The 24016-nt window shown below is 68.3% G+C and carries 27 protein-coding genes, 1 tRNA gene and 1 pseudogene; 17 read left to right on the top strand and 12 right to left on the bottom strand.

What is annotated here, in order from left to right; all coding sequences use genetic code 11:
• The first annotated feature begins 102 nt into the window (after nt 1–102).
• The 3 genes and pseudogenes from D3869_RS14765 to D3869_RS34750 all read left to right on the top strand — a co-directional run bounded on the left by D3869_RS14765 (nt 103) and on the right by D3869_RS34750 (nt 1074).
• Complete coding sequence (locus tag D3869_RS14765; protein ID WP_137140775.1) at nt 103–432, top strand: winged helix-turn-helix transcriptional regulator; 330 nt, start codon at nt 103–105, stop codon at nt 430–432.
• A gap of 45 nt (nt 433–477) precedes the next feature.
• Nucleotides 478–669 (top strand): annotated as a pseudogene (locus D3869_RS34755) (MoaF-related domain-containing protein); the annotation flags it as partial.
• Between the two features lie 84 nt (nt 670–753).
• Nucleotides 754–1074 carry a nuclear transport factor 2 family protein gene (locus D3869_RS34750; protein WP_432613428.1) on the top strand — a complete coding sequence of 107 codons (321 nt, stop codon included), beginning with the start codon at nt 754–756 and terminating at the stop codon, nt 1072–1074.
• Nucleotides 1075–1269: 195 nt separating this feature from the next.
• Here D3869_RS34750 and D3869_RS14750 read toward each other — a convergent pair.
• Nucleotides 1270–1363 (bottom strand) — tRNA-Ser (locus D3869_RS14750).
• Nucleotides 1364–1561: 198 nt separating this feature from the next.
• Between D3869_RS14750 and D3869_RS14745 the strand changes: the two genes are divergently transcribed.
• Complete coding sequence (locus tag D3869_RS14745) at nt 1562–1795, top strand: hypothetical protein (RefSeq protein ID WP_137140772.1); 234 nt, start codon at nt 1562–1564, stop codon at nt 1793–1795.
• Between the two features lie 27 nt (nt 1796–1822).
• On the opposite strand, the gene D3869_RS14740 is transcribed toward D3869_RS14745, so the two are convergent.
• From D3869_RS14740 to D3869_RS14720, 5 genes are all read right to left on the bottom strand, one after another.
• Entirely contained in the window at nt 1823–3937 is a 2115-nt protein-coding gene (locus tag D3869_RS14740; protein ID WP_137140771.1) for a PAS domain S-box protein, read from the bottom strand.
• A 98-nt stretch (nt 3938–4035) separates the two neighbouring features.
• On the bottom strand, nt 4036–5487 hold the full coding sequence (gene gatB, locus D3869_RS14735) for an Asp-tRNA(Asn)/Glu-tRNA(Gln) amidotransferase subunit GatB (protein ID WP_137140770.1): 1452 nt from the start codon (nt 5485–5487) through the stop codon (nt 4036–4038).
• A 21-nt stretch (nt 5488–5508) separates the two neighbouring features.
• On the bottom strand, nt 5509–6990 hold the full coding sequence (gatA, locus tag D3869_RS14730; protein WP_137140769.1) for an Asp-tRNA(Asn)/Glu-tRNA(Gln) amidotransferase subunit GatA: 1482 nt from the start codon (nt 6988–6990) through the stop codon (nt 5509–5511).
• Nucleotides 6990–7277: an Asp-tRNA(Asn)/Glu-tRNA(Gln) amidotransferase subunit GatC gene (gene gatC, locus D3869_RS14725; RefSeq protein ID WP_014198426.1), complete on the bottom strand. Its 288-nt coding sequence runs from the start codon at nt 7275–7277 to the stop codon at nt 6990–6992. The genes gatA and gatC overlap by 1 nt, the downstream gene beginning before the upstream one ends.
• Before the next feature lie 601 nt (nt 7278–7878).
• The gene (locus tag D3869_RS14720) at nt 7879–8415 is read right to left on the bottom strand and encodes a GNAT family N-acetyltransferase (RefSeq protein WP_137140768.1); all 537 of its coding nucleotides are present in this window, start codon (nt 8413–8415) and stop codon (nt 7879–7881) included.
• Nucleotides 8416–8553: 138 nt separating this feature from the next.
• Between D3869_RS14720 and ruvX the strand changes: the two genes are divergently transcribed.
• The 3 genes from ruvX to D3869_RS14705 all read left to right on the top strand — a co-directional run bounded on the left by ruvX (nt 8554) and on the right by D3869_RS14705 (nt 11023).
• The gene (gene ruvX / locus D3869_RS14715) at nt 8554–9111 is read left to right on the top strand and encodes a Holliday junction resolvase RuvX (RefSeq protein WP_137140767.1); all 558 of its coding nucleotides are present in this window, start codon (nt 8554–8556) and stop codon (nt 9109–9111) included.
• A gap of 7 nt (nt 9112–9118) precedes the next feature.
• Nucleotides 9119–10048 (top strand): AEC family transporter, encoded by a 930-nt coding sequence (locus D3869_RS14710; RefSeq protein WP_137140766.1) that lies wholly within the window; start codon nt 9119–9121, stop codon nt 10046–10048.
• Nucleotides 10049–10291: 243 nt separating this feature from the next.
• Entirely contained in the window at nt 10292–11023 is a 732-nt protein-coding gene (locus tag D3869_RS14705) for a hypothetical protein (RefSeq protein WP_137140765.1), read from the top strand.
• Here the strand turns inward: D3869_RS14705 and D3869_RS14700 are convergent.
• The 4 genes from D3869_RS14700 to D3869_RS14685 all read right to left on the bottom strand — a co-directional run bounded on the left by D3869_RS14700 (nt 10984) and on the right by D3869_RS14685 (nt 13005).
• Nucleotides 10984–11730, bottom strand: coding sequence for an SAM-dependent methyltransferase (locus D3869_RS14700; RefSeq protein ID WP_137140764.1), 747 nt, complete (start codon nt 11728–11730; stop codon nt 10984–10986). The two genes, D3869_RS14705 and D3869_RS14700, sit on opposite strands and share 40 nt — an antisense overlap.
• 152 nt (nt 11731–11882) lie before the next feature.
• Complete coding sequence (locus tag D3869_RS14695) at nt 11883–12299, bottom strand: GFA family protein (RefSeq protein WP_137140763.1); 417 nt, start codon at nt 12297–12299, stop codon at nt 11883–11885.
• Between the two features lie 3 nt (nt 12300–12302).
• On the bottom strand, nt 12303–12755 hold the full coding sequence (locus tag D3869_RS14690; protein WP_137140762.1) for a GFA family protein: 453 nt from the start codon (nt 12753–12755) through the stop codon (nt 12303–12305).
• A 19-nt stretch (nt 12756–12774) separates the two neighbouring features.
• Nucleotides 12775–13005 (bottom strand): DUF1127 domain-containing protein, encoded by a 231-nt coding sequence (locus D3869_RS14685; RefSeq protein ID WP_137140761.1) that lies wholly within the window; start codon nt 13003–13005, stop codon nt 12775–12777.
• A 167-nt stretch (nt 13006–13172) separates the two neighbouring features.
• Between D3869_RS14685 and D3869_RS14680 the strand changes: the two genes are divergently transcribed.
• The 6 genes from D3869_RS14680 to plsY are packed head-to-tail and all read left to right on the top strand — an operon-like array spanning nt 13173 to nt 17958.
• Nucleotides 13173–14126 (top strand): transcriptional regulator GcvA, encoded by a 954-nt coding sequence (locus D3869_RS14680; protein WP_137140760.1) that lies wholly within the window; start codon nt 13173–13175, stop codon nt 14124–14126.
• A 29-nt stretch (nt 14127–14155) separates the two neighbouring features.
• The gene (locus D3869_RS14675; protein ID WP_137140759.1) at nt 14156–14512 is read left to right on the top strand and encodes a DUF6152 family protein; all 357 of its coding nucleotides are present in this window, start codon (nt 14156–14158) and stop codon (nt 14510–14512) included.
• A 26-nt stretch (nt 14513–14538) separates the two neighbouring features.
• The gene (locus D3869_RS14670) at nt 14539–15045 is read left to right on the top strand and encodes a hypothetical protein (protein WP_137140758.1); all 507 of its coding nucleotides are present in this window, start codon (nt 14539–14541) and stop codon (nt 15043–15045) included.
• A gap of 55 nt (nt 15046–15100) precedes the next feature.
• On the top strand, nt 15101–16063 hold the full coding sequence (locus D3869_RS14665) for an aspartate carbamoyltransferase catalytic subunit (RefSeq protein ID WP_137140757.1): 963 nt from the start codon (nt 15101–15103) through the stop codon (nt 16061–16063).
• Entirely contained in the window at nt 16056–17360 is a 1305-nt protein-coding gene (locus D3869_RS14660; protein ID WP_137140756.1) for a dihydroorotase, read from the top strand. Before D3869_RS14665 ends, D3869_RS14660 begins: the two co-directional genes overlap by 8 nt.
• Before the next feature lie 4 nt (nt 17361–17364).
• Nucleotides 17365–17958, top strand: a complete 594-nt coding sequence (gene plsY / locus D3869_RS14655; protein WP_094305310.1) for a glycerol-3-phosphate 1-O-acyltransferase PlsY — start codon at nt 17365–17367, stop codon at nt 17956–17958.
• Between the two features lie 11 nt (nt 17959–17969).
• Here the strand turns inward: plsY and D3869_RS14650 are convergent, their stop codons facing one another.
• A complete protein-coding gene (locus D3869_RS14650; protein WP_137140755.1) occupies nt 17970–18353 on the bottom strand; it encodes a response regulator in 384 nt (127 codons plus the stop codon).
• A 90-nt stretch (nt 18354–18443) separates the two neighbouring features.
• Nucleotides 18444–20327, bottom strand: coding sequence for a DEAD/DEAH box helicase (locus D3869_RS14645; protein WP_137140754.1), 1884 nt, complete (start codon nt 20325–20327; stop codon nt 18444–18446).
• 246 nt (nt 20328–20573) lie between these two features.
• Between D3869_RS14645 and D3869_RS14640 the strand changes: the two genes are divergently transcribed.
• From D3869_RS14640 to D3869_RS14625, 4 genes are all read left to right on the top strand, one after another.
• Nucleotides 20574–20873, top strand: coding sequence for a cupin domain-containing protein (locus D3869_RS14640; RefSeq protein WP_137140753.1), 300 nt, complete (start codon nt 20574–20576; stop codon nt 20871–20873).
• A 26-nt stretch (nt 20874–20899) separates the two neighbouring features.
• Nucleotides 20900–21319: a hypothetical protein gene (locus tag D3869_RS14635; protein ID WP_109070409.1), complete on the top strand. Its 420-nt coding sequence runs from the start codon at nt 20900–20902 to the stop codon at nt 21317–21319.
• Between the two features lie 213 nt (nt 21320–21532).
• Complete coding sequence (locus tag D3869_RS14630; RefSeq protein ID WP_137140752.1) at nt 21533–22186, top strand: metal-dependent hydrolase; 654 nt, start codon at nt 21533–21535, stop codon at nt 22184–22186.
• Between the two features lie 216 nt (nt 22187–22402).
• Nucleotides 22403–24016: a hypothetical protein gene (locus tag D3869_RS14625; RefSeq protein ID WP_137140751.1), complete on the top strand. Its 1614-nt coding sequence runs from the start codon at nt 22403–22405 to the stop codon at nt 24014–24016.

Genomic DNA, 24016 nt, shown 5'->3' with positions numbered 1-24016 from the left:
CCTTTCGAATTTGCGGCTTCCAGCTAGGCGCGACACAGGCGAACTTGCAAGTAGGCAACCATTTTGCCTATAGGGATAGAAAGTACACCATCGGAGCGATCAATGACAGTTGGCCGGAAATGCCCCGTCGAAACCACCGTCGACGTCACCGGGGGCAAGTGGAAGCCGATGATCATCTACCGCCTCCTCGACGGTCCGCGCCGTTTCGGCGAGCTGCGCCGCTTGGTCGGAGACCCGAGCCAGAGGTCTCTCACGATGCAGCTCCGCGAACTCGAGGCCGACGGGATCGTCGCCCGCGAAGTCTTCGCCGAGGTCCCTCCGCGCGTCGAATATTCGCTCACTCCGTTCGGGCAGACGCTCGCGCCCGTATTGATGGCTATGCGGGACTGGGGCGTTGCGTTTCAGGAGCGGCGCCTGTCCACCAAGGGCTAGCCCACATCCCGCCGAACGGTTCCAGAGTTCGCCGAAAACCGCGTCGCATTCGCGATTAAGGAAGGCCCGTTCGCGCGCAGCGAGGCCGCGGCCATTGAAGTCGTTCCTCTCGGCGATTGCGTCTTTGCCGTGAGCTGGAAAGAAGCAAGCGGGGCCACGGTTAAAAACGTCCAGAACGAGGATCGCGGCGGCGTCCACTCATTCGTCACACGGCCCGACGGAGAATTTCTTCGCACGGCTGGCCCGATCGAGGTTCCCCGCCCCGCCGACCGCATCTCCGACGCGCGTCGCGAGCGCAACAAGGCGCTGGTGGTCAAGGCGATGACCACGCTGCTCCAACGTCGCGCCCCCTCGACGGTCGAGCGGCTCTATGCACCGGACCATGTCCAGCACAATGCAATCATCCCGCAGGGCCGCGATGCGCTGAAGTCGCTCGTCGCCGGTTTGTCGTCCGATGTCTATTACGAGCCAGGCCTGACCGTCACCGAAGGCGATTTCGTCGGCATTCACGGCCGTATCCACGGCTGGGCCGACACGCCGCAGATCGTGGTCGATCTCTTCCGGGTGGAGAACGGCAAACTCTCCGAGCATTGGGACGTGCTGTCGGCGGGAGGCCGCCGGCCTGACTTGGAGGCAGGTTGACCGCCCTGCCCCACTTCCTGGGTTCCGACGCGCTGTTCCGGCACGGAAAGGGTGCGCGGTATCTCAACGTGTCGTCGCGGTTTCGGGAGATGCTGCGGTCGGCACAAAAACCGGCACACCGGCAACGGTTTGTCCTGGGTCGCTGCCCAAGGAAACCGCCGGATCAGGCTGCTAACTCACTGATCTGAAAGAAAATGGCGGAGGGGATGGGATTCGAACCCACGATAGGGGTTTGAGCCCCTATAACGGTTTAGCAAACCGCCGCCTTCAGCCTCTCGGCCACCCCTCCTGCCGGGGCGGCGCTCTGTGGCGCCGCTGGCGTGGGTGCGTTCTAACGATCCGGATGGGGCCTGTCAACGCTTACTCTCCAAAAATGTGATCGCACCGAGAAAGATCGAAATCTGTATAAAATTTTATGTACTTTTTAGAAAATCAGAGGTAGCTTACCACCGGAACGCGATAGCAATCTTTGGTCGGGGGGGACGCCATGAGCCTGTCACGCCGCTGCGCCGAAACGCTGATCGATCTGGTGGAGATCAAGCTGAGCTGTCTTGAGGTCACCGACCGCGAGGACATGCGGGAAAAGGAGCTGCTGCTGCGCTGCGTTCAGGAGCTGAAAGCCGAAGTGCGGGGCGAAAGCGGCGCCACGGCCGCCTTCGCCCCGCCCAAGCGGCGCGGCCGCCGTCCCAAGCATCTGCAATTCCGGGACCTTCACGTCTGACGTAGCCCTGCGGCCACAGGGCTTCCGTTAGACCGTCACCACCGGTCCCGGTTCGGACGACGGAGCGGCCGCCGGGGCCGTCTCGCGCGCGATGCGGCGCGGCAATCGCAGGGTGAAGCCCGTGCCCTGCCCGGCCACCGACCGCACCGCCACCGTACCGCCCAGCACCCCCGTGACCGTGCTGTGCACGATGTGCAGCCCCAGACCCGAACCGCCCTCGCCCCGCTTGGTCGTGAAGAAGGGCTCGAAGACCTTCGGCAGATGATCGTCGGGAATGCCGGACCCGTCGTCGGAAAAGTCGATGACGACGTGATCGTCGCCATCGGCATGGGCCGTGATGCGGATGGTTCCCCGCTGGTCCTCGCCATAGGCGTGGATCAGCGCGTTGATCACGAGGTTGGTCAGCACCTGGCTCAGCGCGCCGGGAAAGCTGTCCATCTCCAGCCCGTCCGGACAGTCCACCTCGACCGCCACCAGCGTGCGCTTCAGGCGGGGCCGCAACGAGAACAGCACCTCGTCGACGTAGGTGCGCAGATCGAAGGTCCGCCGTTCGCCGGAGGTCTGGTCCACCGCCACCCGCTTGAAGCTCTGCACCAGCGCCGCCGCCCGGTTCATGTTCGACACCAACAGGCGGGCCGCCTCCGTGACCGAATCCAGATATTCGGCCAGGGTGGTTTTCTTCAGTGTGCCCGAATCGAAACGGGTGTGCAGGTCGCGGGCCTGTTCGGCGATGTGGCTGGCCGCGGTGAGGCCGATGCCGATGGGCGTGTTGATCTCGTGCGCCACCCCGGCCACCAGCTGCCCCAGGGAGGCCATGGCTTCCGCCTGGATCAGGCTTTCCTGGGCGGCGCGCAGCTCGGCCAAGGCGTGCTCCGCCTCGTCGCGGGCCGCCGCCATGGCGGCCTCCGCCGCCTTGCGGTCGTTGATGTCGTAGAGCCAGGTCAGCAGCGCCGGCTCCCCGTCCATCTCGATCTCGCCCCAGCTCGACAGCACCCAGACGATCGTTCCATCCGGCTTGCGGAAGCGCACCTCGGCGTCGCGGAAGGGACCCTCCCGTTCGAAGCGGTCGATCAGGGCGCGACGGTCGGCGGGATCGGCGTAAAGCCGCTCGGCGGGCATCGGCAGCAGGTCGTCGCGCGACCGTCCCAGGATGATCTCCGACTGCGTGTTGCAGAACACCAGCAGGCCGTCGCGGCGCGTGATGTTCACGGCGATGGGACTGGCCTCCAGGATCCGCAGCAGCCGCTCCTTGCCGGCGCGGACCTCCTCCTCCTGGCGGCGGCGCTCGGTGATGTCGGTCATGATGCCGACGTAGCGCACCGCCCGGCCGGAGGCGTCGCGAATCGCCCGCCCCTGCGCGGCGATCCACATCCAGCCGCCATCGGCGCGGCGCAGACGGTAATCGTAGGCATAGGCCTCGGTCTCGCCCCGCAGATGGGCATCGATGGTCGTCAGCACGCGCTGCCGGTCGTCGGGATGAAGGCGAACGTCCCAGAAGTCGGCGGGCATCGCCGGTGGCTCGGCGTAGCCCAGCATGCGTGGAAAGCTGTCGGACCACCAACAGGTGCCCCGCGGGATGTCGGTGTCCCACACCGCCGCCCCGGTGGCGTCCAGGGCCATTTCCAAGCGGTCGGCCAAGTCGCGACGAACCGCGTCGGCCTTCTTCTGCTCGGTCAGATCATAGAACCAGCTGATGTGGCAGCGTTGCCCTTCGAAGTCGATGACGGTCGAACTGAGCGACCCCATGCAGGTTTCGCCGTCGCCGCGGCGCAGCAACACCTCCTGACCATCGAAGAGGCCATCGGCGTAAAGGCGATCGATGGCGGTCCGGCGATCCCGCGGGTCATGATAGAGCGGCCACATGCCGTCGCGCTGCAACTGCTCGCCGCTGACTTTGAAACAGGTGGCGGCGCTGGGGCTGTGATAGAGGTTCTCGCCGTCGCGCGTGTTGATGAGAACACCAATGGGGGCGGTGTCCAGAATGGCGCGCAGCCGTTCCTCCGTCGCCACGGCGGTGTGAGCCGGGTCCTTCGCGGAGGGCCTTGCCCCCATGCGCCGCGCCGCCAGCAAACCGGCGAGAAATCCGGCCAGGAGACCGGCGAACAGCGCAAGCAGCGCCACCGTCAGCGAATCTGCAATCATTGGGCCTCCCGCCGGCCCCACTTGAAACCGACGGGAGAACAAAATCAACGGTTATGACGCCGCACCATGCCTTGGCGCGGCGTCACAACCGTTTCAAGTCAGCCCTTCAGCTTGGCCGTCAGGATTTCGTTGACCAGGGCGGGGTTGGCCTTGCCCTGGGTCGCCTTCATGACCTGACCGACGAAGAAGCCGAACAGCTTGTCCTTGCCCGACTGGAACTCCGCCACCTTGTCGGCGTTGGCGGCCAGAACGGCGTCGATGGACGACTCGATGGCCCCGGTGTCGGTGACCTGGCGCAGGCCCTTCTTCTCGACGATGTCGGCGGGCTTCTCACCGGTTTCGAACATCGCCTCGAACACCTCCTTGGCGATGCGGCCGGAGATGGTGTTGTCAGCGATCAGGTCGATCAGGCCACCGAGATTCTCCGCCGAGACGGGGCTCTCCTCGATCTCCTTGCCGGCCTTGTTCAGATAGCCGAACAGCTCGCCGGTGACCCAGTTGGCGGCCAGCTTCGGGTCGCGGCCCTTGGCCACCGCCTCGAAGAAGTCGGCGCGGGCCTTCTCCGACACCAGCACGTTGGCGTCGTAGGGCGACAGCTTGTACTCGGCTATGAAGCGGGCCTTCTTGTCGTCCGGCAGCTCCGGCAGGGTGCGCTTGATGTCCTCCACCCACGCCGCGTCCAGTTCCAGCGGCAGCAGGTCCGGATCGGGGAAGTAGCGGTAGTCGTGCGCCTCTTCCTTGGAACGCATGGAGCGGGTCACGAACTTGGTCGTGTCCCACAGGCGCGTCTCCTGGTCGATCTTGCCGCCCTCTTCGATGATCTCGATCTGGCGGCGCGCCTCGTACTCGATCGCCTGCATGACGAAGCGGATCGAGTTGACGTTCTTGATCTCGCAGCGCGTGCCGAAGGGCGCGCCCGGCTTGCGCACCGACACGTTGACGTCGCAGCGCATGGAGCCTTCCTCCATGTTGCCGTCGCAGGTGCCGAGGTAGCGCAGGATGGAGCGCAGCTTGCGCACATAGGCGCCGGCCTCCTCCGCGGTGCGCATGTCCGGCTCCGACACGATCTCCATCAGCGCCACGCCCGACCGGTTCAGGTCGATGTAGGTCTTGGCGGGGTGCTGGTCGTGCAGCGACTTGCCGGCGTCCTGCTCCAGATGCAGGCGCGTGACGCCGACCGTGCGCGAGGAGCCGTCCGGCAGGTCCAGAACGATCTCGCCCTTGCCGACGATGGGCTGCAGATACTGGCTGATCTGATAGCCCTGCGGCAGGTCGGCGTAGAAGTAGTTCTTGCGGTCGAACACCGAGTGCAGGTTGATCTGCGCCTTCAGCCCCAGGCCGGTGCGCACCGCCTGCTCGATGCAATGCTCGTTGATGACGGGCAGCATGCCGGGAAAGGCGGCGTCGACGAAGCTGACCTGGCTGTTCGGCTCCGCGCCGAAGGCGGTGGCGGCGCCGGAGAACAGCTTGGCGTTCGAGATGACCTGGGCGTGGACCTCCAGCCCGATCACGATTTCCCAATCGCCCGTTTCGCCCTGAATGTACGACATCGGTCTCTTCTCTCGTCCGGCTCAGGCCATGAACGGCGGGGTGGCGGTGACGGCGGCGGCCTTCTCGATGACCTGACCGACGCGCAGGACGGTCTCCTCATCGAAGGGCCGGCCCAGGAGCTGCAGCCCCAGCGGCAGCCCGTCCGACCCGACGCCCGCCGGAACCGACATGCCCGGCAGGCCGGCCAGCGAGGCCGGGACTGTGAACACGTCGTTGAGGTACATCTGGATCGGGTCGTCCATCTTCTCGCCGATGGCGAAGGCGGTGCTCGGCGCGGTCGGCGTCAGGATGACGTCGCACGTCTTGAACGCCTCGTCGAAGTCCCACTTGATGCGCGTGCGCACCTGCCGGGCCTTGTTGTAGTAGGCGTCGTAATAGCCCGCCGACAGCACGTAGGTGCCGATCAGGATGCGGCGGCGGACCTCCTTGCCGAAGCCGGCGCCGCGGGTGTTCTCGTACATGTCCTTTAGGCTGGCGCCCTCGACCCGCAGGCCGTAGCGCAGCCCGTCGTAGCGCGCGAGGTTCGACGACGCCTCGGCCGGAGCGACGATGTAGTAGGTGGCCAGCGCGTACTTGCTGTGCGGCAGGCTGATCTCCACCGGCTCGGCGCCGGCCTGCTTCAGCCATTCGATGCCCTGGTCCCAGATCGCGGCGATCTCGGCGGGCATGCCCTCCACCCGGTACTCCTTGGGAATGCCGACCTTCAGGCCGCGGATGTCGCCGGTCAGCGCGGCGCGGAAGTCCGGCACCGGCAGGTCGACCGAGGTCGAATCCTTCGGGTCGAAGCCGCACATCGAGCGCAGCATGATCGCCGCATCCTCGACCGTGCGGGTCATCGGGCCGGCCTGATCCAGCGAGGAGGCGAAGGCGACCACGCCCCAGCGCGAGCAGCGCCCGTAGGTCGGCTTGATGCCGACGATGCCGGTGAAGGCGGCGGGCTGGCGGATCGAGCCGCCGGTGTCCGTGCCGGTGGCGCCCAGCGCGGCGCGCGCGGCCACCGCCGCGGCCGAACCGCCCGACGAGCCGCCGGGAACGATCTGGCGCGACCAGTTGCCGACCTCGCCCGGGCTCCACGGGCTGATCACGTTGCCGTGGTGGGAGGTGATGTTGGCCGAGCCCATGGCGAACTCGTCCAGGTTCACCTTGCCCAGCATGACGGCGCCGTCGCGCCACAGGTTGCTGGTGACGGTGGACTCATACTCCGGCTTGAAGCCGTCGAGGATGTGGCTGGCCGCGGTGGTCGGCACGCCCTTGGTGCAGAACAGGTCCTTCACCGCGATCGGCAGGCCCTCCATCGGGCCGGCCTCGCCCTTGGCGCGGCGGGCGTCGGACGCCTTGGCCATCGCCAGCGCCTGCTCCGGCGTCTCGGTGATGAAGGCGTTCAGCGGGCGGATCGTCTCCACCGCCTTGACGTGGGCCTCGGTCAGCTCGACCGCGGTGAATTCCTTCTTGGCGAGGCCGTCGAGGGCCGCCGCCATGGTCAGATGCGTAAGACCGGTCATCACTCGACCACCTTCGGAACGACGTAGAAGCCTTCGGCCGTCTCCGGGCCGTTGGAGAGGACGGCGTCGCGGTAACCGCCATCGGTCACCTCGTCCTTGCGGCGGCGCAGGGTCTGCGCGGCCACGCTGGTCATCGGCGGCACGTCCTGCGTGTCGACCTCGCCCAACTGTTCGACGAAGGTCAGGATTTGGCTCAGCTCACCCGCCAGGTGATCCAGTTCATCGTCCGGCACCTTGATGCGGGCCAGATGCGCGATCTTGGCCACGGTGGCCTTGTCGAGCGACATGCCTTCCACTCTCTTCCGAAACGTCTGGAAAAACGGCTTGGAAGCTATCACCCGAATTCTATTACCGCAATGATTCAGGGATATCCCTTCCAGCGGCGCGCGCCCGCGGACCGGGGGCAATGAGTCCCTGCGAGAAGGGGATGCGGCATGGTTGGGCGCGGCTTCCCTATCAAACGGCTCACCATACCAATTGAATTTTCATCAAGGGGACCCTGGCGCACCCAGCCCGGCATGCCCCCGATGACGGCATCACCGACGCTGGTGAACCGTCCTTTCCTTTGGCATCGGCTCCTTTGGCATCGGCTCCTTTGACATCGGCGTGGCGGGCTTCGCCGCCGTGGCCCTGTTCAACACCCTCGCGTTGACTCGGCTGAGCGATCCGCAACAGGAGGGGATGCAGCGGGTCGCCGGCGCACCGACCAACGGCTACGCGCCGCAGCACGACCAGCAGCGGAGGACCGTTCGCCGGAACGCCGAACTCCACATCCGCAAGACCGCCGATGTGATGGACATGTCGGAGAAGCGGCGGTGGGCGGGTAGGCGTCGGGCAACGTCCAGAGCCGTCGCCCAGGGCACCACCGACACCGAGGGCCGGGCCGGGTCACCCGTCGCCGCGCCCTGCGGCCCAGCCCTCCCGGTCGAGGCGCAGGGTGAACAGGGCGAGCCGGTCGCCCCAGGGCGCCTTGTGCTCCTCCACGGCGATCGGGGCGAACCCCAGGGCGGCGTAGAGAAGAAGTCCCGGCGTGTTGGTGTTGAAGCAGCGCAGCCGGAGCTCCGGCAAGCCGTGATGGACGAAGGCTCGATCCATCATGGTGGACACCAGATGCTTCGCCACACCCGACCGCCGTGCCCAGGGCGCCACGCTGACGTTGCCCAGGCTGGCGGTTCGCCCCGCCTCGAAAATCGCGAAGTTCGCGTAGCCGACCACCTCGCCGCCGCGCAGCACCACCGTGGGATCGCGGCGCACGGCCAGGGAGTCGCGCACCTGTTCCGGAGTCAGCGGCCACGTCGCGCGGGGAAACAAAAAATACAGCTCCTCCCGGTCGCGGGCGAAGCCGCAGATGCGCGGGATGTCGGCGTCCGCCAAGGGGCGGTGGCTGAGTGCGGCGGAACCCGGAACGGGGGTGGCGCTGGGCATGGATGAACTCCGGAATACGTATGTGACACAATAAGCGTGTGGAAATGGGACACAAGCCGCCTTTCGGCGGGGTCAGCGCATCGCCCGACATCGCCGCCGGGCTTGCCGTTCCGGCTTGCGGCTTCTATGGTTCGCGGCATGATCCACACGCTTCCCGAACTGGCCGCCCGCCTGGGCCGGGGCCAGCGCCTGCTCGGCCTCGACGTCGGCACCAAGACCGTCGGCATGGCCGTGTCCGACCCGAACTTCGTCGTCGCCTCGCCGATCGGCACGCTGAAGCGCACGAAATTCACCCAGGACGCCCGCGAACTGTCGCGGACGCTGCGCGATTACGGGATCGGCGGGCTGGTGATCGGCCTGCCGCTGAACATGGACGGGTCGGAGGGGCCGCGCGCCGAATCCACCCGCGCCTTCGCCAAGAACCTGATGGAGCGGTCCGACCTGCTGGGCTGGGACGCCGAGATCGCCTTCTGGGACGAACGGCTGTCGACCTCCGCGGTCGAGCGTTTCATGATCGGCGAGGCCGACATGACCCGCAAGCGCCGGGACGAGGTGGTGGACAAGATGGCCGCCGCCTACATCCTGCAAGGCGCGCTCGACGCGCTGGCCCACATCCGCCGCCAGGAGCGTGAGCAGCGGGAGCGCGACGAGGACGACAGCGACATTGGCGGCGAGAGCGGCGGCGGGGACGCCTGACGGCGCCATGCTGCCCATCGCCGGGGCGCTGGCCCCGATCTTCCTGCTGATCCTGTTCGGACAGGGGCTGCGCCGCCGCGCCGTGATCCCCGAGTCCGCCTGGCCGTCGCTCGACCGGCTGACCTATCTTCTGTTCTTTCCCTGCCTGATCGTGGACGAGCTGACGCGGACCGACCTGCGCGCGCTGTCCATGGGGTCCATGGGCGGAACGATGGCGGCTGGGGTTTTCGCCGGCGCCGCCCTGGCGCTCGCCGTGCGGCGACCGATCGGGCTGGACGGACCGGCCTTCACCTCGATCTTCCAGGGGGCGATCCGGCCCAACACCTATGTGGGTCTGGCGGGGGCCAGCGCGCTCTACGGGTCCGCCGGGCTGACGCTGACGGCTGTGGGCATCGCCGTTGTGGTGCCGCTGGTCAACCTCCTCTGCGTCACGGCGATGGTGCGCTATGGGCGCGTGGCGGACGGCACGCCGCAGCGCAGCGGCGGCGGCGCGGTCGTCTCCGGCATCCTGCGCAACCCGATCATCATCGCCGTCGCCATCGGCGCCGCCCTGAACCTGGGAGGAATCGGGCGGATTACGGTGATCGCGGACGTGGTGGGCATCCTGGCGCGGGCCGCCCTGCCCATGGGGCTGCTGTCGGTCGGCGCCGGGCTGGACCTCGCCGCGGCGCGCGGCGCCGGGCTCGGCGTGGCGCTGTCCAGCGTCCTGAAGCTGCTTCTGGTTCCCGCCGCGACGGCGCTCGCCGGGCTGTGGCTGGGGGTAGACGGGCTGCCGCTGACCATCGCGGTGCTGTTCAACGCCCTGCCCTGCTCGGCCAGCTCCTATGTCCTGGCCCGGCAGATGGGCGGCGACCATGCTCTCGTGGCCGGCATCATCACCGTCCAGACCCTCGCCTCCGCCGCCACGCTGCCGCTGGTCGTCGCCTTGGCGGGGTGACGGTCCTCCGCCGTTCATGATCCGTTAAGCGCCGACCGCAAATACTACCCTGGATAGTTTTATCACGGGGTTTTCGCAGCCATGACCGTGGTCCCGACAGCGCCTCTCAGCCGGACCCCATCAACGGCGGTCTCGGCCAAAGCCACAGGCTTGCCCCCGGTTGCGGCGGTTTCCCCGCCGGCGGAACCCTCCACCTCCGGGCCTGTGGACACGGTCAGCCTGTCCGCCGAGGCGCAATTCCGCATGAGCGGCGCGACCAGCTTTTCCGTGACCGCCGATTCCCTGGCTCGCGCTGAAGCGGCGGCAAACACGGTTCCTGGACTGAACGCGGACGCCGAGCGCTTCACCCCCGAAGCGATGGCGGCGCATGCGGCGTGGCGGGAGAAGCACACGGAGTATCGAGGCAAGGTGCGTGATCTCGTCAACCAGACCTTCGGTTTGGACGCGGACCGGAACGGCTGGTCGGCGGGCGGAGCCGCGCTGACTGCCATAAGGAACCTTGCGGAAAAGAATGGACTGATCGAACCGGAGATGCCGCCGGCGGTGGCCAGCATGCTGCAGACGACGGGTGGAAGCATGTGGACCGGCAAAGGCGGAAGCACCGGCATGTTCGACATCACGTTCCTGCCGAATGGCGCGGAGACAGGCGGAAACCTTCGCATCCTGTTCGACAGCGGCAGGAAGGCCAGTGCCGACACGTCCCTGGTCGATTTGAAGACGGGCGGCACGAACGCTCAGGCCGCCCTGTCCGACATCCGCACCTCGGCGCTCGGCGCGTTGCTGGACAGCGCGGGTGGCTGGACTCCAAGCAGCCCGGCCAACGCCTACGCCATCACGAACGGCACGGATGGGCGCGGCGGCGTCGTTGGCATGGTCATCGCCCACGGCGTGGATGACGACGCCAAAGAGCGTTCCGCGACCATAGTGAGAACCCTTCAGCGCCTCATCAGCGCGAACACGCCCCACCCCAGATAGTCGCGGGTGTAGGCGGCGTAGCGCCCGGGCTCCGAGGTCAGCTTGTCCCGGACATCGGGCGCGAGTTCGTCGTCGGGGTTGGCGTCGAGCCACCGCCGCATGGTGAGCCACTTCGCGGCCTCGTAGCGGTCCCAACCGTCCTGGTCGGCCAGCATCATTTCAACGACGTCGCAGCCGAGCCGGCGAAAGGACGCGAGAAGGTCCGGCAGCGTGAAGAAGTCGGAGATCGCGTTGGCAAGACACCCCTTGGCGACCTCGTCCGTCGGCGGCAGGCGCCGCCAGAAGGGCTCGCCGATGAGGATGATCCCGCCGCCGCGCAGGCTGCGCTCCAGCAAGTCCACCGTGCCGGCGACGCCACCGCCGATCCAGGTGGCGCCGACGCAGGCCGCCACCCCGGCCTTTTCGTCCGACACATAGCCCGCGGCATCGCCGTGGATGAATTCGACCCGGTCGGCGACGCCGAGTTCGACCGCACGCAGTTTCGCCTGCGCGGTGAACAATTGGCTCATGTCGACGCCGGTGCCGACGATGCCGTGATCGCGCGCCCAGCTGCACAGCATCTCGCCCGAACCGCTGCCGAGGTCGAGCACGCGCGTCCCTGCTTCCAGACGCAGCGCCGCGCCGAGCGTGGCGAGCTTCTCAGGCGTGATCGGGTTGTGGATGCGATGGGCGCTTTCCGTGATGTTGAAAATCCGCGGAATGTCCATGGCCGCACCCTCCCGACGACGTCAGTAATTTTATTCACAACCCGAATAAGTCCGGCTGAAAATAGTCGTGTGGGGGCAGGTTACCACGTTTCCATTCCCCATTTCCGGGCTCCCGAACCGCAGCAACGACCTGCGACGACGTGTCCAACGGCTTACGGCGGCTCGGGAGCGCCCTGGGGAAAGCGCTCCAGCCCGTCGTCAATCATGTAATAGTCCGCCTTGTCCGCCACATGAATGTGCCGCAGCGTGGCGAGCCCGGTCGGCTGGTCCAGGCTGCCGGCGGCCACGTCGAACAGGTCGGACTCGTCGCCGCTCCAGAACAGCGACGACCCGCAACGCGCGCAGAACCCGCGCCGCGCCTTCGCCGAGGAGCGGTACCAGGACAGGACACAGTCCGCATCGGACACCGCGACCGTCTCGCGCGGAATGGTGATGTAGGCGCCGAAATGGCCGTGGAAGCGCCGGCACTGGCCGCAATGGCAGTTCACCACCCCCATGGGTCGCTCGGTCACCGTGTACCGGACGGCGCCGCACAGGCAACCGCCAGTCAACGTCGCGCCGTCGCTCATGACTCAATCCTCCGTGGGATCGTTGAAGAGGGTCTGGTTGCCGGGCTCCGTGCTGGTCCGGCGGAGCAGGCCGTCGTCGCACAGGCTGTAATAGTCGCCCTTGAAGTCCACCCAGATGTGACGGTCGGCCTGCAGGCCGGTCGGTTCGTCCAGGCTGCCCGCCGTCGCGTCCATGCGCGGTTCCGCCAACGGGTCCCAGAACAGGCCGGTGCCGCAGCGTGAACAGAAGCCCCGCCGCGCGCGTTCCGACGACGCGTACCAAGCCAGGGTACCGTCCGCCACGAGGCGCAGGGCTTCCCGCGGGAAGGTGGTGTAGGCGCCGACATGGCTGTGCTGGCGCCGACACTGGCCGCAATGGCAGAAGGACACCGGCGACGGCCGCGCCATGATCTCATAGCGCACGCCGCCGCAGGCGCAACCGCCGCTCCAGACCCGCCTGTTACCGCCGTCAGCCATGGGGCCATCCGTCATGGGGTCAGCCCTGCCAGAAGGGCTTGTCGGCTTCGGTCACCGCGTCGGCGCGGGACAGGCCGATGTCCTGCAGCAGATGGTCGGGCAAGGCCTCCAGCGCGCGCCGCTGGCGCCGCCGCTCGTTCCAGGTCGCCACCGTGTCGAACAGGGTGACCAGCGCACCGCCGATACCCTGGCCGGGCCGCTCCTGCGCGTCGGTGCGGGTGTTCATGCTGCCGTTCATGCTCTGGGACATCGCTGCGTCTCCTCTTGTCTCCGGTCACCGTCGGGACCAGTCGCCCGACGTTCCGAACTGTGTTCCGTGAGGGGAGGATGGGCCACCCGGTCCTTGCGCACAAACGACGCTTTCTCATAGTTTGGATTAGGAAAACTAATCCGAAGCCCATTTCCCGGAGTCGCTCCATGGCCCGCCGCCTGCCACCGCTGAACGCCCTGCGCGCCTTCGAATCCGCCGCCCGGCACCTGTCCTTCACCAAGGCGGCGGAGGAGCTTCACGTCACCCAGGCCGCGGTCAGCCACCAGATCAAGGGGCTGGAGGAATGGTTGGGCATGCCGCTGTTCCGCCGGATGAACCGCGCGCTGATCCTGACCGAGACCGGGCAATCCTACCTGCCGCCGGTGCGCGACGCGCTCGACACGCTGTCGCACGCGACGGAGCGGCTGTTCCGCATGGACGGGTCCGGCGCGCTGACCATCTCCACCATGCCCAGCTTCGCCGCGAAGTGGCTGGTCATGCGGCTGGGCCGCTTCCAGGCCCGCCATCCGGAGCTGGAGGTGCGGCTGCACACCACCCCGCAGCTCGTCGACTTCAGCCAGCAGGACGTCGACATCGGCATCCGTTTCGGCGCCGGCAACTGGCCCGGCCTGCGCTGCGATCGGCTGATGACCGAGGACATCTACCCGGTGTGCAGCCCCTCGCTCCTCACCGGTCCCCGCCCCCTGCGCTGCCCGGAGGATCTGCGCCACCACACGCTGCTCCACGACGACTACTTCATCACCTGGGGCACCTGGGGCGAGGCCGCCGGGATCGCCGGCCTGGACCACGCCCGCGGCCCGCGCTTCGACGATTCGGCGCTGCTGCTCCAGGTCGCGGCGGAGGGCGGCGGCGTGGCGCTGGCGCGCGGCGTCCTGGTGGCGGACGACGTCGCCGCCGGGCGGCTGGTCCGGCTGTTCGACGTCCATCTGCCGGGCAACTACGCCTACTACGTCGCCGCCCCGCCCCATTACTTCTCGCGCCCGAAGGTGAAGGCGTTCCGCGACTGGCTGTTCGAGGAAGCCGCCACCGATCCTACGGACGCTCACAGCCGGACCTTGCCCGCGGCGGAGTCCGCCACAACCTCTTCCCCAGACGCCTGAACAGACGCCTGACCGGGAAAGGTTGCGCCATGACGCCCGCACGTCCGCTCGCCCTCGCCGCCCTGCTGTCCGCTTCGCTGGCTTGGCCCGCCGCCGCCCACCATGGCTGGGGCGGCTATGAGTCGGACAAGGAGATGACGCTGACCGGCACCGTCCAGCAGATCGCCTTCAACAACCCGCACGCCATGCTGAACCTCCAGGCCGACGGCAAGGTCTGGCACGTCGTGCTCGCCCCGCCCAGCCGCATGAGCACGCGCGGCCTGCCCGCCGATTCGATCAAGCCCGGCCAGACCGTGACGGTGGTCGGCTACCCCGCCAAGTCCGACCCGGCGGAGCTGCGGGCGGAGCGCATCACCACCGCCGACAAGACCATCGAACTGCGCTGACGGCGGCCCCCGCGCCCGGTCGCAGCATGGACCACGATCTCGCCCCCACCGGCCCCGGCTGGCTCGTCGCTCTGGAGACCTCCGGGCTCGGCGAGTCGCTGCGCCAGTCGGTCTGGCTCTACCCGCTGGTCGAGATCACGCACATCCTCGGATTCGCGCTTCTGGTCGGGGCGATCCTGGCCTTCGACCTGCGTCTGATGGGGATCCGTGCGCCGCTGCTGCCGGCGGATGCGCTGGCGCGGCTGCTCCTGCCGGTGGCGGTGACCGGCTTCGCGCTGGCGATCCCCACCGGCCTCCTCCTCTTCACCACGGAGGCGACGGCGCTGGCCGGCAACCCGGCCTTCCTGGCGAAGCTGGCGTTGATCGGGCTGGCCCTGCTGAACATTCTGGCCTTCCACCGGCTTGCCGGCCGTCGGATGGCGGACTGGAGCCTGTCGGACCGGCCACCGCCGGGAGCCCGGTTCGCCGGCGCCGCCTCGCTCGCGCTGTGGGTCGGTGTCCTGGCCTGCGGGCGGCTCATCGCCTACCTTTAAAAAGGTCATAGGGCGCGCTTGCGGGCGTCCGGGACCGCTCCTATAGTCGCGGCCCATGACCGGATCGCCCCATTCCACGACGGTTTTCCCGCACCGCCACCTCCTTGGCATCGAGGGGCTGACGGCAGGCGAGATCACCACCATCCTCGACCTCGCCGACGGCTACGTCGAGCAGAACCGCCAGCCTTCGAAGAAGTCGTCGCTCCTCGACGGGCGGACGATCGTCAACCTCTTCTTCGAGAATTCGACCCGCACCCGCACCAGCTTCGAGCTGGCCGGCAAGCGGCTCGGCGCCGACGTCATCAACATGTCGTCGGACGGCAGCTCGGTGAAGAAGGGCGAGACGCTGATCGACACGGCGATGACGCTGAACGCCATGCACCTCGACGCGCTGGTCGTTCGCCACGCCGATTCGGGGGCGGTGAAGCTGCTGGCCGACAAGGTCAACTGCTCGGTCATCAACGCCGGCGACGGCCACCACGAGCACCCGACGCAAGGGCTCCTGGACGCGCTGGCGATCCGCCGCCGCCTGGGCAGCCTCGACGGTCTGATCGTGGCGATCTGCGGCGACATCCTGCACAGCCGCGTCGCGCGCTCCAACATCCATCTGCTGAACGCCATGGGCGCGCGGGTGCGCTGCGTGGCGCCGCCGACGCTGATCCCCTCCCAGATCGACCGGCTGGGCGTCGAGATCCACCACTCCATGGCGACGGGCCTGAAGGACGCCGACGTGGTGATGATGCTGCGCCTCCAGACCGAGCGGATGAGCGGCCAGTATGTCCCTTCGACCCGCGAATACTTCTACTTCTACGGACTGGACTACGAGAAGCTGGCGGTGGCGAAGCCGCACGCGGTGGTCATGCATCCCGGCCCGATGAACCGCGGCGTCGAGATCGACTCGGAGGTCGCCGACGACCTCAAGCGCTCCATGATCCTCGATCAGGTGGAGCTGGGCGTGGCCGTCCGCATGGCCGTGCTCGACCTTCTCACCCGAGACCGCCGGGGCACCGATGTCTAACGCCAACGCCCGCGTCGCCTACCGCAACGCCCGCCTGCTCGACCCCGCCAGCGGCCTGGACCAGCGGGGCGACCTGCTGACCGAAGGCGCGAAGATCGCCGACTTCGGCCCGTCCCTGTTCGCCGACGGCGTGCCGGAGGGGATCGAGGTCGTCGACCTCCAGGGCCAGTGCCTCGCCCCCGGCCTCGTCGACATGCGCGTCCTCATCGGCGAGCCCGGCGAGGAGGAAAAGGACACCATCAAGAGCGCGTCGCGCGCCGCGGTGGCCGGCGGCATCACCGCCGTGGTCCTGCTGCCCAACACCGACCCGGTGACCGACGAGGTGGCGAGCCTGGAGTTCATCGCCCGGCGCGCACGCGAGGTGCGTCTGGTCAAGGTCTTCGCCTACGCCGCCGCCACCCGCGGGACCGAGGGCAACGAGATCACCGAGATGGGCCTGCTGTCCCGCGCCGGGGCCGTGGCCTTCACCGACGGCACCAAGGCGATCGCCAGCGCCAAGGCGATGCGCCGCGCGCTCAGCTACGCCCGCACCTTCGACAAGCTGATCGTCCAGCATCCGGAGGAGCCGAGCCTCGCCAGCGGCGGCATGATGAATTCGGGCGAGCGCGCCACCCGCCTCGGCCTCGTCGGCATCCCACGGGAGGCCGAGATCATCATGATCGAGCGCGACCTGCGCCTGCTGGAACTCTCCGGCGGCCGGCTGCACTTCGCCCACGTCACGACGGGCGAGTCGGTGGACCTGATCCGCCGCGCCAAGGCGCGCGGGCTGAAGGTCACCTGCGACACCGCCCCGCACTACTTCGCCCTGACCGAGACGGACGTCGGCGACTACCGCACCTTCGCCAAGGTCTCGCCGCCGCTGCGCGGCGAGATGGACCGGCGCGCCATCGTGGAAGGTCTGGCCGACGGCACCATCGACGCCATCGCGTCGGACCACACGCCGCAGGACCAGGACCAGAAGCGCCTGCCCTTCGCCCAGGCCGCCTGCGGCGTGATCGGGCTGGAGACGCTGTTCCCGCTGACCCTGGAGCTGGTGCACAAGGGCGCCATGCCGCTGCTGAAGGCGCTGGCCTGCGTGACCGTGAAGCCGGCCGAACTCCTCGGCCTGCCGCTCGGCCGCATCGCCAAGGGGGCGCCCGCCGACCTGATCGCCTTCGACCTGGACGTGCCGTGGAAGGTGGACGTGGCGGCCTTCAAGTCGAAGTCGAAGAACAGCCCCTTCGAGGACCGCCCCGTCCAGGGCCGTCCGCTGCGCACCGTGGTGGACGGGCGCACCGTCTGGCAGTTCGAGGGCTGATCCGGTGACCCTCCTGATCTCGGCCCTGCTCGGCTACCTGCTGGGTTCGATTCCCTTCGGCTTGGTGCTGACCCGGCTGGCCGGGCTGGGCGACATCCGCAAGATCGGCTCCGGCAACATCGGCGCCACCAACGTGCTGCGCACCGGCAACAAGCCGCTCGCCGCCGCCACCCTGATCCTGGACAGCGGCAAGGGCGCCATCGCCGCCCTGCTCGCCCTCGCCTGGGCGGGGCCGGAGGCCGCGGTCTTCGCGGCGGGCGGCGCCATGCTGGGCCACAGCTTCCCGGTCTGGCTCGGCTTCAAGGGCGGCAAGGGCGTCGCGACGGCGCTCGGCGTGCTGCTGGCCGTGTCCTGGCCGGTCGGCGTGATCGCCTGCGCGACGTGGCTGGCGATGGCCTTCCTGTTCAAGATCTCGTCGCTGTCGGCCCTGACCGCGCTGGGCCTCAGCCCGATTTTCGGCTGGATCTTCGGCGGGCCGCTGGTGGCGGGGCTGTGCCTGTTCATCGCGGTGCTGGTCGCCATCCGCCATTCCGCGAACATCCAGCGCCTGTTGAAGGGCGAGGAACCGAAGATCAGCTTCGGCAAGAAGAAGGCCTGATCGCCCCCCGCTCAAGCCTTCAGGAACACCTGATCCATCGCCGCCAGCAGTTCCCCCGCCAGGACGGGCTTCCTCAGGATCACCAGCGGTCCGCCCTCCCCGTCCTGCAGGCCGGGGATTCCATCCTCGGGCGGGGAGGCGGACAGGACGACGATGGGCAGGGTCGGCCGCTTCAGGCGCACCTGCCGGATCATCGCCTCGCCACCCAGCCGGGGCATAACCAGATCGGTGATGACGGCGTCGAAGGCGCCGTCGGCCAGGGCGCTCAAACCGGCCTCGCCGTCCGTCACGGTGGTGACCGTGCAATGGGCCATTTCCAGCATGCGGGCCATCGCCATGGCGGTGAGCGAATCATCCTCCACGAGAAGAATGTTGAGCGGCCTCGCGAAACGCACCGGTAACCTCCACGGGTGGCAAACGGGCCGACACATTCTACGAAGGCCGGTGTCTTCGCTCCTGCAAAAAAGTGTGGCGGCGTGCGTTATTTAGGACGCCGGCTTCCCCGTTCCAGGGGGCGGCGCCCGGCGGGCCGGTTTCGAGAAGGCGGTGACCGAACCCGCACCACGGGCCTTGCGGCGGCTCGACCAGCGGTATTGCGGGTCGTCGGCGATCAGGTGCAGATGGTCGGAGATGCGGTTGCGCTCCAGCCAGCCGAGGGCAGCCTCCAGCTCCGACAGTGTCATCTCCGACCGCGCCTTGTTCATGCAGCGCTTCAGAACGGCGTTGTAGGTGTGGTAGCTGACCGGCCCCTCGGCGACGAGGTTGTTGTCCTGGTCCTCGATCACCTGGGCCGCCACGATCTGGCCGATGCGCTGGCGCAGATGATGCTCCACCGCGCTGGGCACCTGCACCCCGTCCTTCGCCGGGGAGGCAGCCGGCGGTCGGTCGGGGGCATCGTGCCCAGGCGATAGATTGCCGAAATCGGGGCCGGGAGCCACCACGGCGAAGCGCAGGGCGGTCGCGTTGGATTCCAGCGGGATGATCTCCGGCTCCGCCTCCACCGTGCGCTCGAAGGGCAGTTCGTGCTGGCGCCGGGTCTTGACCATGGCCCGCGTGCCCTGCTGCGTCTCCACCATCTGGCGGAAGCGCTCGAACATCATGTCGGAGGGGTGGTAGATCACCGCCCGCTGCTGCTCGTAGGCGCCGGCGTGGGGATCGACCCGGGTGGCCCGCGCGATCGCCTGCTCCAGCCAGGGACGGGAGCGGATGTGGGTCAGGCAGGCGACGTGCGAGATGGCCGGCGCGTCCAGCCCCTCATAAGCCATGGCGACGGACACCAGCACGGCGGGTTCCGGGCGCAGGCGGAAGGCGGCCACCACCTCCTGCGCGTCGCGCCGTTCGGAAATGGCGATCTGCGCCATCCGCGCCGCCTGGGCGCCGGGCATCCAGCCGCGCAGCGTGTCGAGGTAGTTGCGGGCGGTCTCCTGGTCCGGCGCGATCACCAAAAGCTTGCCCAGCCCGGCACCCTCATGCCCGGAACCGGTCCCCGCCGCGCGCCGCTTCGCCCGGTGCTCGCGGCAGGAGCGGTAGGCCTCGCGCAGCATGGCCTGGGCGAAACCGGTGCGCAGCGCGGTGAACAGGGCGTCGCGGGTGTTCTCCCCGGCGCGGGACAGCGCGTCGACGCTGCGCGTCGTCCGCTCCGCGTCCAGCCATGTCGCGGTGCCGTCCATCGCGCCGAAGGTCACCGGCAGGATCGCCTTCTCGGCCAGCGCCTGCCGCCGCGAATAGCCGACGATCGCCCAGCCCGGCGCCTTGAAATCGATCTCGCGCACCCGCCGCACCCCCGTCGGCGCGCGGTAGGGCAGCCAGAGGATGGGGCGCCCGTCCGCCCGCTCCAGCGTGCCGCTCATCAGCAGCCGGGCGGCGGCGCTTTCCAGAAGCGGCAGGATGGAGCGGCTCCAGGCGGTCTCATCCTCCGCCATGGTCGCCGTTCCGGTGTCGGCGACGGCGGGCAGGTGATGCAGCTCGTCCACGGCCAGCAGGTAGCGGTGACGGCGGAACTCCTGAAGGTGCAGGTCCGGAGCCGCGGCGACCGCCTGATAGGTGGTCACATAGCCTTGCAGGCCACGGCAGGGATCGCGTCCGTTCTCCGCCGCCCGCAGCGCGATCCCGTGGCCCAGCGCCTCGCGCCAGCGCGGGTCGGCGAAGGCTTCCTCGGCCTGCCGGCGCAGGCTGTCGCGCGGCACGATCCAGCAGATGCGGTCGATCAGCCCGGCCCGCATCAGCGCCGCCCCCATGATCACCGGCAGCAGCGACTTTCCTCCACCCGGCGTCACCGCGGCCAGAACGTCCCGCACGTCGGTCTGCCGCTGCGCGATGGCCGCGGCGACGCCGGCGACCATGGTCTGGTGGCTCCTCAACGCTGGCATGCCGGCCTGACGCCCCTCCCTGACGGTTTTGCGCGGTACGAACCGGCAAGGCTAAGCTACGGGGAGTCATCGGGTCACGGATTCAATCGTAGGTAAGCATCCCCCAAAGGAGGGGGGCCGCTCGCCAAAGGAGTCCGAAGAAAAGCTGCCGGATGCGCTTCGGTCTGGGCGCGGCCTGGGCTTCGTGGTACACGAATTGTTCTTTTGAAAAGACCCCAACGAGAAGAGCAAGGAGGGCACCAGGAGATGAGCAGCCGGCCGCAGGCGGTTTCCACCCAGCATGTCGAGAACGAGCGCACCCGCGTCACCGAATGGCGCCTTGTGCCGGGGGCCGAGACCGGCGCCCACGTGCATGGCTACGACTATGTGATCGTTCCGGTGACGGCCGGCGCCTTCACCATCGTCGATCCGGACGGCAACGCCCGCCAATTCCCGCTGGAGCCGGGACGCTCCTATTTCCGCAAGGCCGGCGTCAGCCACAACGTCATCAACGACGGCGACAGCGACATCGTCTTCGTCGAGGTCGAATTCCTCCAGCCCGGCTGACCCCTCACGACCGATCCAAACGACCGATGCACCGCGGCTCCACCATGTTCGACTATGGCCAGGACGGCGACGAGCCGCTTCCCGACGCCGTCATCCGCACCGGCGGGCCGCGGTCCGTCCAGCATCTGCTGCTCTCCCTGTCGCCGGAGAACCCGCTCTACCTCTACGCCGACGCGGCGGACGCCGGGGGCGGCGCCTATTACCGGGATTCCCGCGAGGTCTGGCAGTCGCTCGCCGACGGGGAGGGCCAGCGCTGGCGCTGGTTCGTCGGCAGCCAGGGCCGCGTCGTCGAGGCCGCGCCCGGCGACGTGCACGGCCTCCGCCGCGCCGCGCCAGTCGCCCTGACCATCACCTGGTACAGCCTGCCGGACCGCGAGAGCGTCGGGCGGGTGCGCAACGCCCTGCGCGCCATCGGCGCCACCTGCACCCGCGGCCCGGCGGGCTGAAACCGCCTCCGCCTCGCGAAGGCGCGTGAACGCATAGGCGCCATGTCATTTCGGAATCCCTCTTGATCAGGCCGGGATTGTGTGGGCGCGACTTCTGTCCTAGTGTTAGGAACCAGGAATCCGGGAGCATCCGACAGAGTGGCCGTCACCCAGGCACAGCCTTCGCGCGTTCTGACGCCCTGTGCCTCATCGCTCGTTCCGCGGTGACCGCCCATGATGGCCTCTTCCCACATGATCGTCGGCGGGGCGGCGTGGTTCTACGCCTCGGCGCGATTCGGCCTGCCCTTCGACGTGGTGGCCTTCGGGGCGGCGGTGGTCGGGTCGCTGGCGCCGGACATCGACCATCCCAAATCGACGCTCGGCCAGTTGATGCGGCCGCTGTCGAACATCATCTCGGCCGTCTTCGGGCATCGCGGCGTCACCCACTCCACGCTGGCCATCGCGGGATGCTTTTGGGTGCTGCACGAGTACGCGGACTACTCGCACCTGATCCTGCCCTTCCTGATCGGCTATCTCACCCACCTGGCGGGCGACCTGCTGACCCCGGCGGGGCTGCCGCTGCTCTGGCCGATCAAGCGGCGGCGCAACTTCGCGCTGCCCATCCTGAAGACCGGGGGATTCTCCGAACAGCTGGCGGTCACGCTGCTGGCCGGCTGGATGATCTCCGGCCTGTTCTCGGCGTCCTGGCCGGGTCTGCCTTTCGACCGCCTGCCCTTCGAGAACTGGATGGCGATGGACCGCCCCTGGCGCTCCGCCGTCGTCGCGGCGCAAGGATTCCTTGGGGAGGAAGGGCGGGAACGCAGCGCGCCGCCCATCCCCGCGCGCAAGCCCGCCGAGCCGGCGAAGACCCGGCCATTGAAAGGCTGAGTCATGAGCGCTTCGGTTGTGCTCTAAATGTAACGGTCAACGACTCATCCTTGCTTTCTGTTTCGTCAAGCTTGTCACATTTCGTCATAGAGGCCGCGAAAATCTGTCTTTGTCACCGCTTAGCGATTCGTTAGGCTTTTTAGGCATATTCTAACAACCATATCCAATCGATCTTAGATTGAATTTTCACACGCATCGATGCGGACGGGTCCGACCATGGCAAAGCTCCGGATGTCGAAAGAGACGCAGGCGGCCGACGGCGTGCCGCCCGATGCGGCCACGGCGATTCCGCTCCAGCTCGCCCTGCCCGACCTCCCCGGCGGACAGGACAAGAGCCTGAAGCGTGTGTCCGACGTGCTGGCCCCGCTGGACCATGGGCAGAAGCTCCAGCTCTACAAGATGATCCGCGACGGGTATCTGGAGGACATGGCCGAGCCGGTCGCCCAGATGCTGGTCACCATGCTGAACGGACGGCGGTCGGAGCACGCGCGCCGCGTCTGGACCGGGCTGTTCGACGCGCTGATCCTGCGCGACGATTCCCTGCTGACCAGCGGAATTCGGCTGGCCGGCGCCCTGCATCTGGCGGACGTCAGCGCCTGGTGGTTCGCCCTGGCCCCGCGCATGGAACCGCTGGTCAGCCGCGTCCAGGAGACGGTGGCCCGGTTCGCCAAGGACCAGCCGCTGAACGAGATTTTCGCCTCCTCCGAAGCGCAGGTCTGGGCGGACGAGTTGCGCCAGCGGAGCCTTGCCGTTCTCGCCCGCCTGCGCGCCACCCCCGCGGAGGCGACCGCCTTCCTGGCCGAGGTGTCCGGCTTCCGCGCGCAGATGTTGAAACGCCACGGCGTGCGCCAGCGCGAGGGCGTCGCCCGCGCCGAGCTGGAGCGGATGGAGACCATCCTCCAGGCGGCCCCCGCCTGGGCGGGCCAACCCCTGCCGTCGCTGCTGCACGGCGACCCGGTGCGTCTGGCGCGGGAAATGGCGCGGCGCGGCGACTGCAATCGCGACGGGGCGGCCATGTTCGCGGTGGCCGGCCTGCACCGGCGCGACGACGCCGCCCTGGCGATCCGCCTGTTCGAAGCCTTCCCCGTCGCCGTGGCGAAGGACGCGATCATCGGCCGGCTTCTGGTCGCCGCGGAGGCGCTGAAGGCGACGCTGACCGGCAGCTTCCTCAACAAGCCCGGCCTGCTGGTGGCGGACGCGGTGGACGACCGCGACCATCCCTCGGCCCAGCTCCAGCATTTCCTGGCTTGGTACGACGCCGTCCACGCGCTGGAGCTGGACACCACCGACCGCGAACGCAACATGGTCCATCAGGCGTTCCGCGAGCTGAGCAACGCGGTGCACGAGGACCTCGCCCCCGTGCTGGCGCGGCGGATCGAGGCGCTGACCATGCACAGCGTGCTCGACCCGCTGATCGAGCGCGTGCGCTTCGTCAACGAGTTCCAGGCGCAGCTGGCGCGGCGCGGCATCGTGTCGTCGGGCAAGCCGTGGCGGGCCGAGGACGGCAACCACGTCGCCACGGTCTTCCGCCGCCTGTCCTCCACCGGCGCCGCGGAAGGGCTGCGGACGCTCGGCCAGCTCGCCGATCTGGCGGACATGCTGAGCTATCCCATCGAGATCACCGCGCTCGACATCGCGCTGGCCGGGGTGATCGAGGCGGCGTTGCGGCAGCAGCAGGCGTTCGGCGCTGCCGAAACCCGCCTGATCGACCGCGTCATCGCCGTGTCGAGCGACGAGCGCAAGCGCTGCCGCTGGTGGGTCGCCCCGGAGGTCGTCACCCTGCTGGACGCCGCGGAAAAGTCCGGCATCGCCGGAACCGCGAAGAAATAG

This window comes from Azospirillum brasilense (genome assembly GCF_005222205.1).
Lineage (GTDB): Bacteria > Pseudomonadota > Alphaproteobacteria > Azospirillales > Azospirillaceae > Azospirillum > Azospirillum brasilense_G.
The sequence above is the reverse complement of the archived record's forward strand: the minus strand, read 5'-3'. Positions and strand labels throughout refer to the sequence as shown.

What these genes read in the sequence shown, in the direction of transcription:
- D3869_RS14690 (WP_137140762.1), bottom strand. Translation starts at nt 12,755, where the DNA reads ATGGCTGACGGCGGTAACAGGCGGGTCTGGAGCGGCGGTTGCGCCTGC.
- D3869_RS14685 (WP_137140761.1), bottom strand. Translation starts at nt 13,005, where the DNA reads ATGTCCCAGAGCATGAACGGCAGCATGAACACCCGCACCGACGCGCAG.
- D3869_RS14660 (WP_137140756.1), top strand. Translation starts at nt 16,056, where the DNA reads ATGTCTAACGCCAACGCCCGCGTCGCCTACCGCAACGCCCGCCTGCTC.
- D3869_RS14745 (WP_137140772.1), top strand. Translation starts at nt 1,562, where the DNA reads ATGAGCCTGTCACGCCGCTGCGCCGAAACGCTGATCGATCTGGTGGAG.
- D3869_RS14695 (WP_137140763.1), bottom strand. Translation starts at nt 12,299, where the DNA reads ATGAGCGACGGCGCGACGTTGACTGGCGGTTGCCTGTGCGGCGCCGTC.
- D3869_RS34750 (WP_432613428.1), top strand. Translation starts at nt 754, where the DNA reads ATGACCACGCTGCTCCAACGTCGCGCCCCCTCGACGGTCGAGCGGCTC.
- D3869_RS14675 (WP_137140759.1), top strand. Translation starts at nt 14,156, where the DNA reads ATGACGCCCGCACGTCCGCTCGCCCTCGCCGCCCTGCTGTCCGCTTCG.
- gatB (WP_137140770.1), bottom strand. Translation starts at nt 5,487, where the DNA reads ATGTCGTACATTCAGGGCGAAACGGGCGATTGGGAAATCGTGATCGGG.
- D3869_RS14740 (WP_137140771.1), bottom strand. Translation starts at nt 3,937, where the DNA reads ATGATTGCAGATTCGCTGACGGTGGCGCTGCTTGCGCTGTTCGCCGGT.
- D3869_RS14720 (WP_137140768.1), bottom strand. Translation starts at nt 8,415, where the DNA reads ATGCCCAGCGCCACCCCCGTTCCGGGTTCCGCCGCACTCAGCCACCGC.
- D3869_RS14670 (WP_137140758.1), top strand. Translation starts at nt 14,539, where the DNA reads ATGGACCACGATCTCGCCCCCACCGGCCCCGGCTGGCTCGTCGCTCTG.
- gatC (WP_014198426.1), bottom strand. Translation starts at nt 7,277, where the DNA reads ATGTCGCTCGACAAGGCCACCGTGGCCAAGATCGCGCATCTGGCCCGC.
- D3869_RS14710 (WP_137140766.1), top strand. Translation starts at nt 9,119, where the DNA reads ATGCTGCCCATCGCCGGGGCGCTGGCCCCGATCTTCCTGCTGATCCTG.
- D3869_RS14635 (WP_109070409.1), top strand. Translation starts at nt 20,900, where the DNA reads ATGCACCGCGGCTCCACCATGTTCGACTATGGCCAGGACGGCGACGAG.
- D3869_RS14645 (WP_137140754.1), bottom strand. Translation starts at nt 20,327, where the DNA reads ATGCCAGCGTTGAGGAGCCACCAGACCATGGTCGCCGGCGTCGCCGCG.
- D3869_RS14700 (WP_137140764.1), bottom strand. Translation starts at nt 11,730, where the DNA reads ATGGACATTCCGCGGATTTTCAACATCACGGAAAGCGCCCATCGCATC.
- D3869_RS14705 (WP_137140765.1), top strand. Translation starts at nt 10,292, where the DNA reads ATGAGCGGCGCGACCAGCTTTTCCGTGACCGCCGATTCCCTGGCTCGC.
- ruvX (WP_137140767.1), top strand. Translation starts at nt 8,554, where the DNA reads ATGATCCACACGCTTCCCGAACTGGCCGCCCGCCTGGGCCGGGGCCAG.
- D3869_RS14625 (WP_137140751.1), top strand. Translation starts at nt 22,403, where the DNA reads ATGGCAAAGCTCCGGATGTCGAAAGAGACGCAGGCGGCCGACGGCGTG.
- D3869_RS14630 (WP_137140752.1), top strand. Translation starts at nt 21,533, where the DNA reads ATGATGGCCTCTTCCCACATGATCGTCGGCGGGGCGGCGTGGTTCTAC.
- gatA (WP_137140769.1), bottom strand. Translation starts at nt 6,990, where the DNA reads ATGACCGGTCTTACGCATCTGACCATGGCGGCGGCCCTCGACGGCCTC.
- D3869_RS14765 (WP_137140775.1), top strand. Translation starts at nt 103, where the DNA reads ATGACAGTTGGCCGGAAATGCCCCGTCGAAACCACCGTCGACGTCACC.
- D3869_RS14640 (WP_137140753.1), top strand. Translation starts at nt 20,574, where the DNA reads ATGAGCAGCCGGCCGCAGGCGGTTTCCACCCAGCATGTCGAGAACGAG.
- D3869_RS14680 (WP_137140760.1), top strand. Translation starts at nt 13,173, where the DNA reads ATGGCCCGCCGCCTGCCACCGCTGAACGCCCTGCGCGCCTTCGAATCC.
- D3869_RS14665 (WP_137140757.1), top strand. Translation starts at nt 15,101, where the DNA reads ATGACCGGATCGCCCCATTCCACGACGGTTTTCCCGCACCGCCACCTC.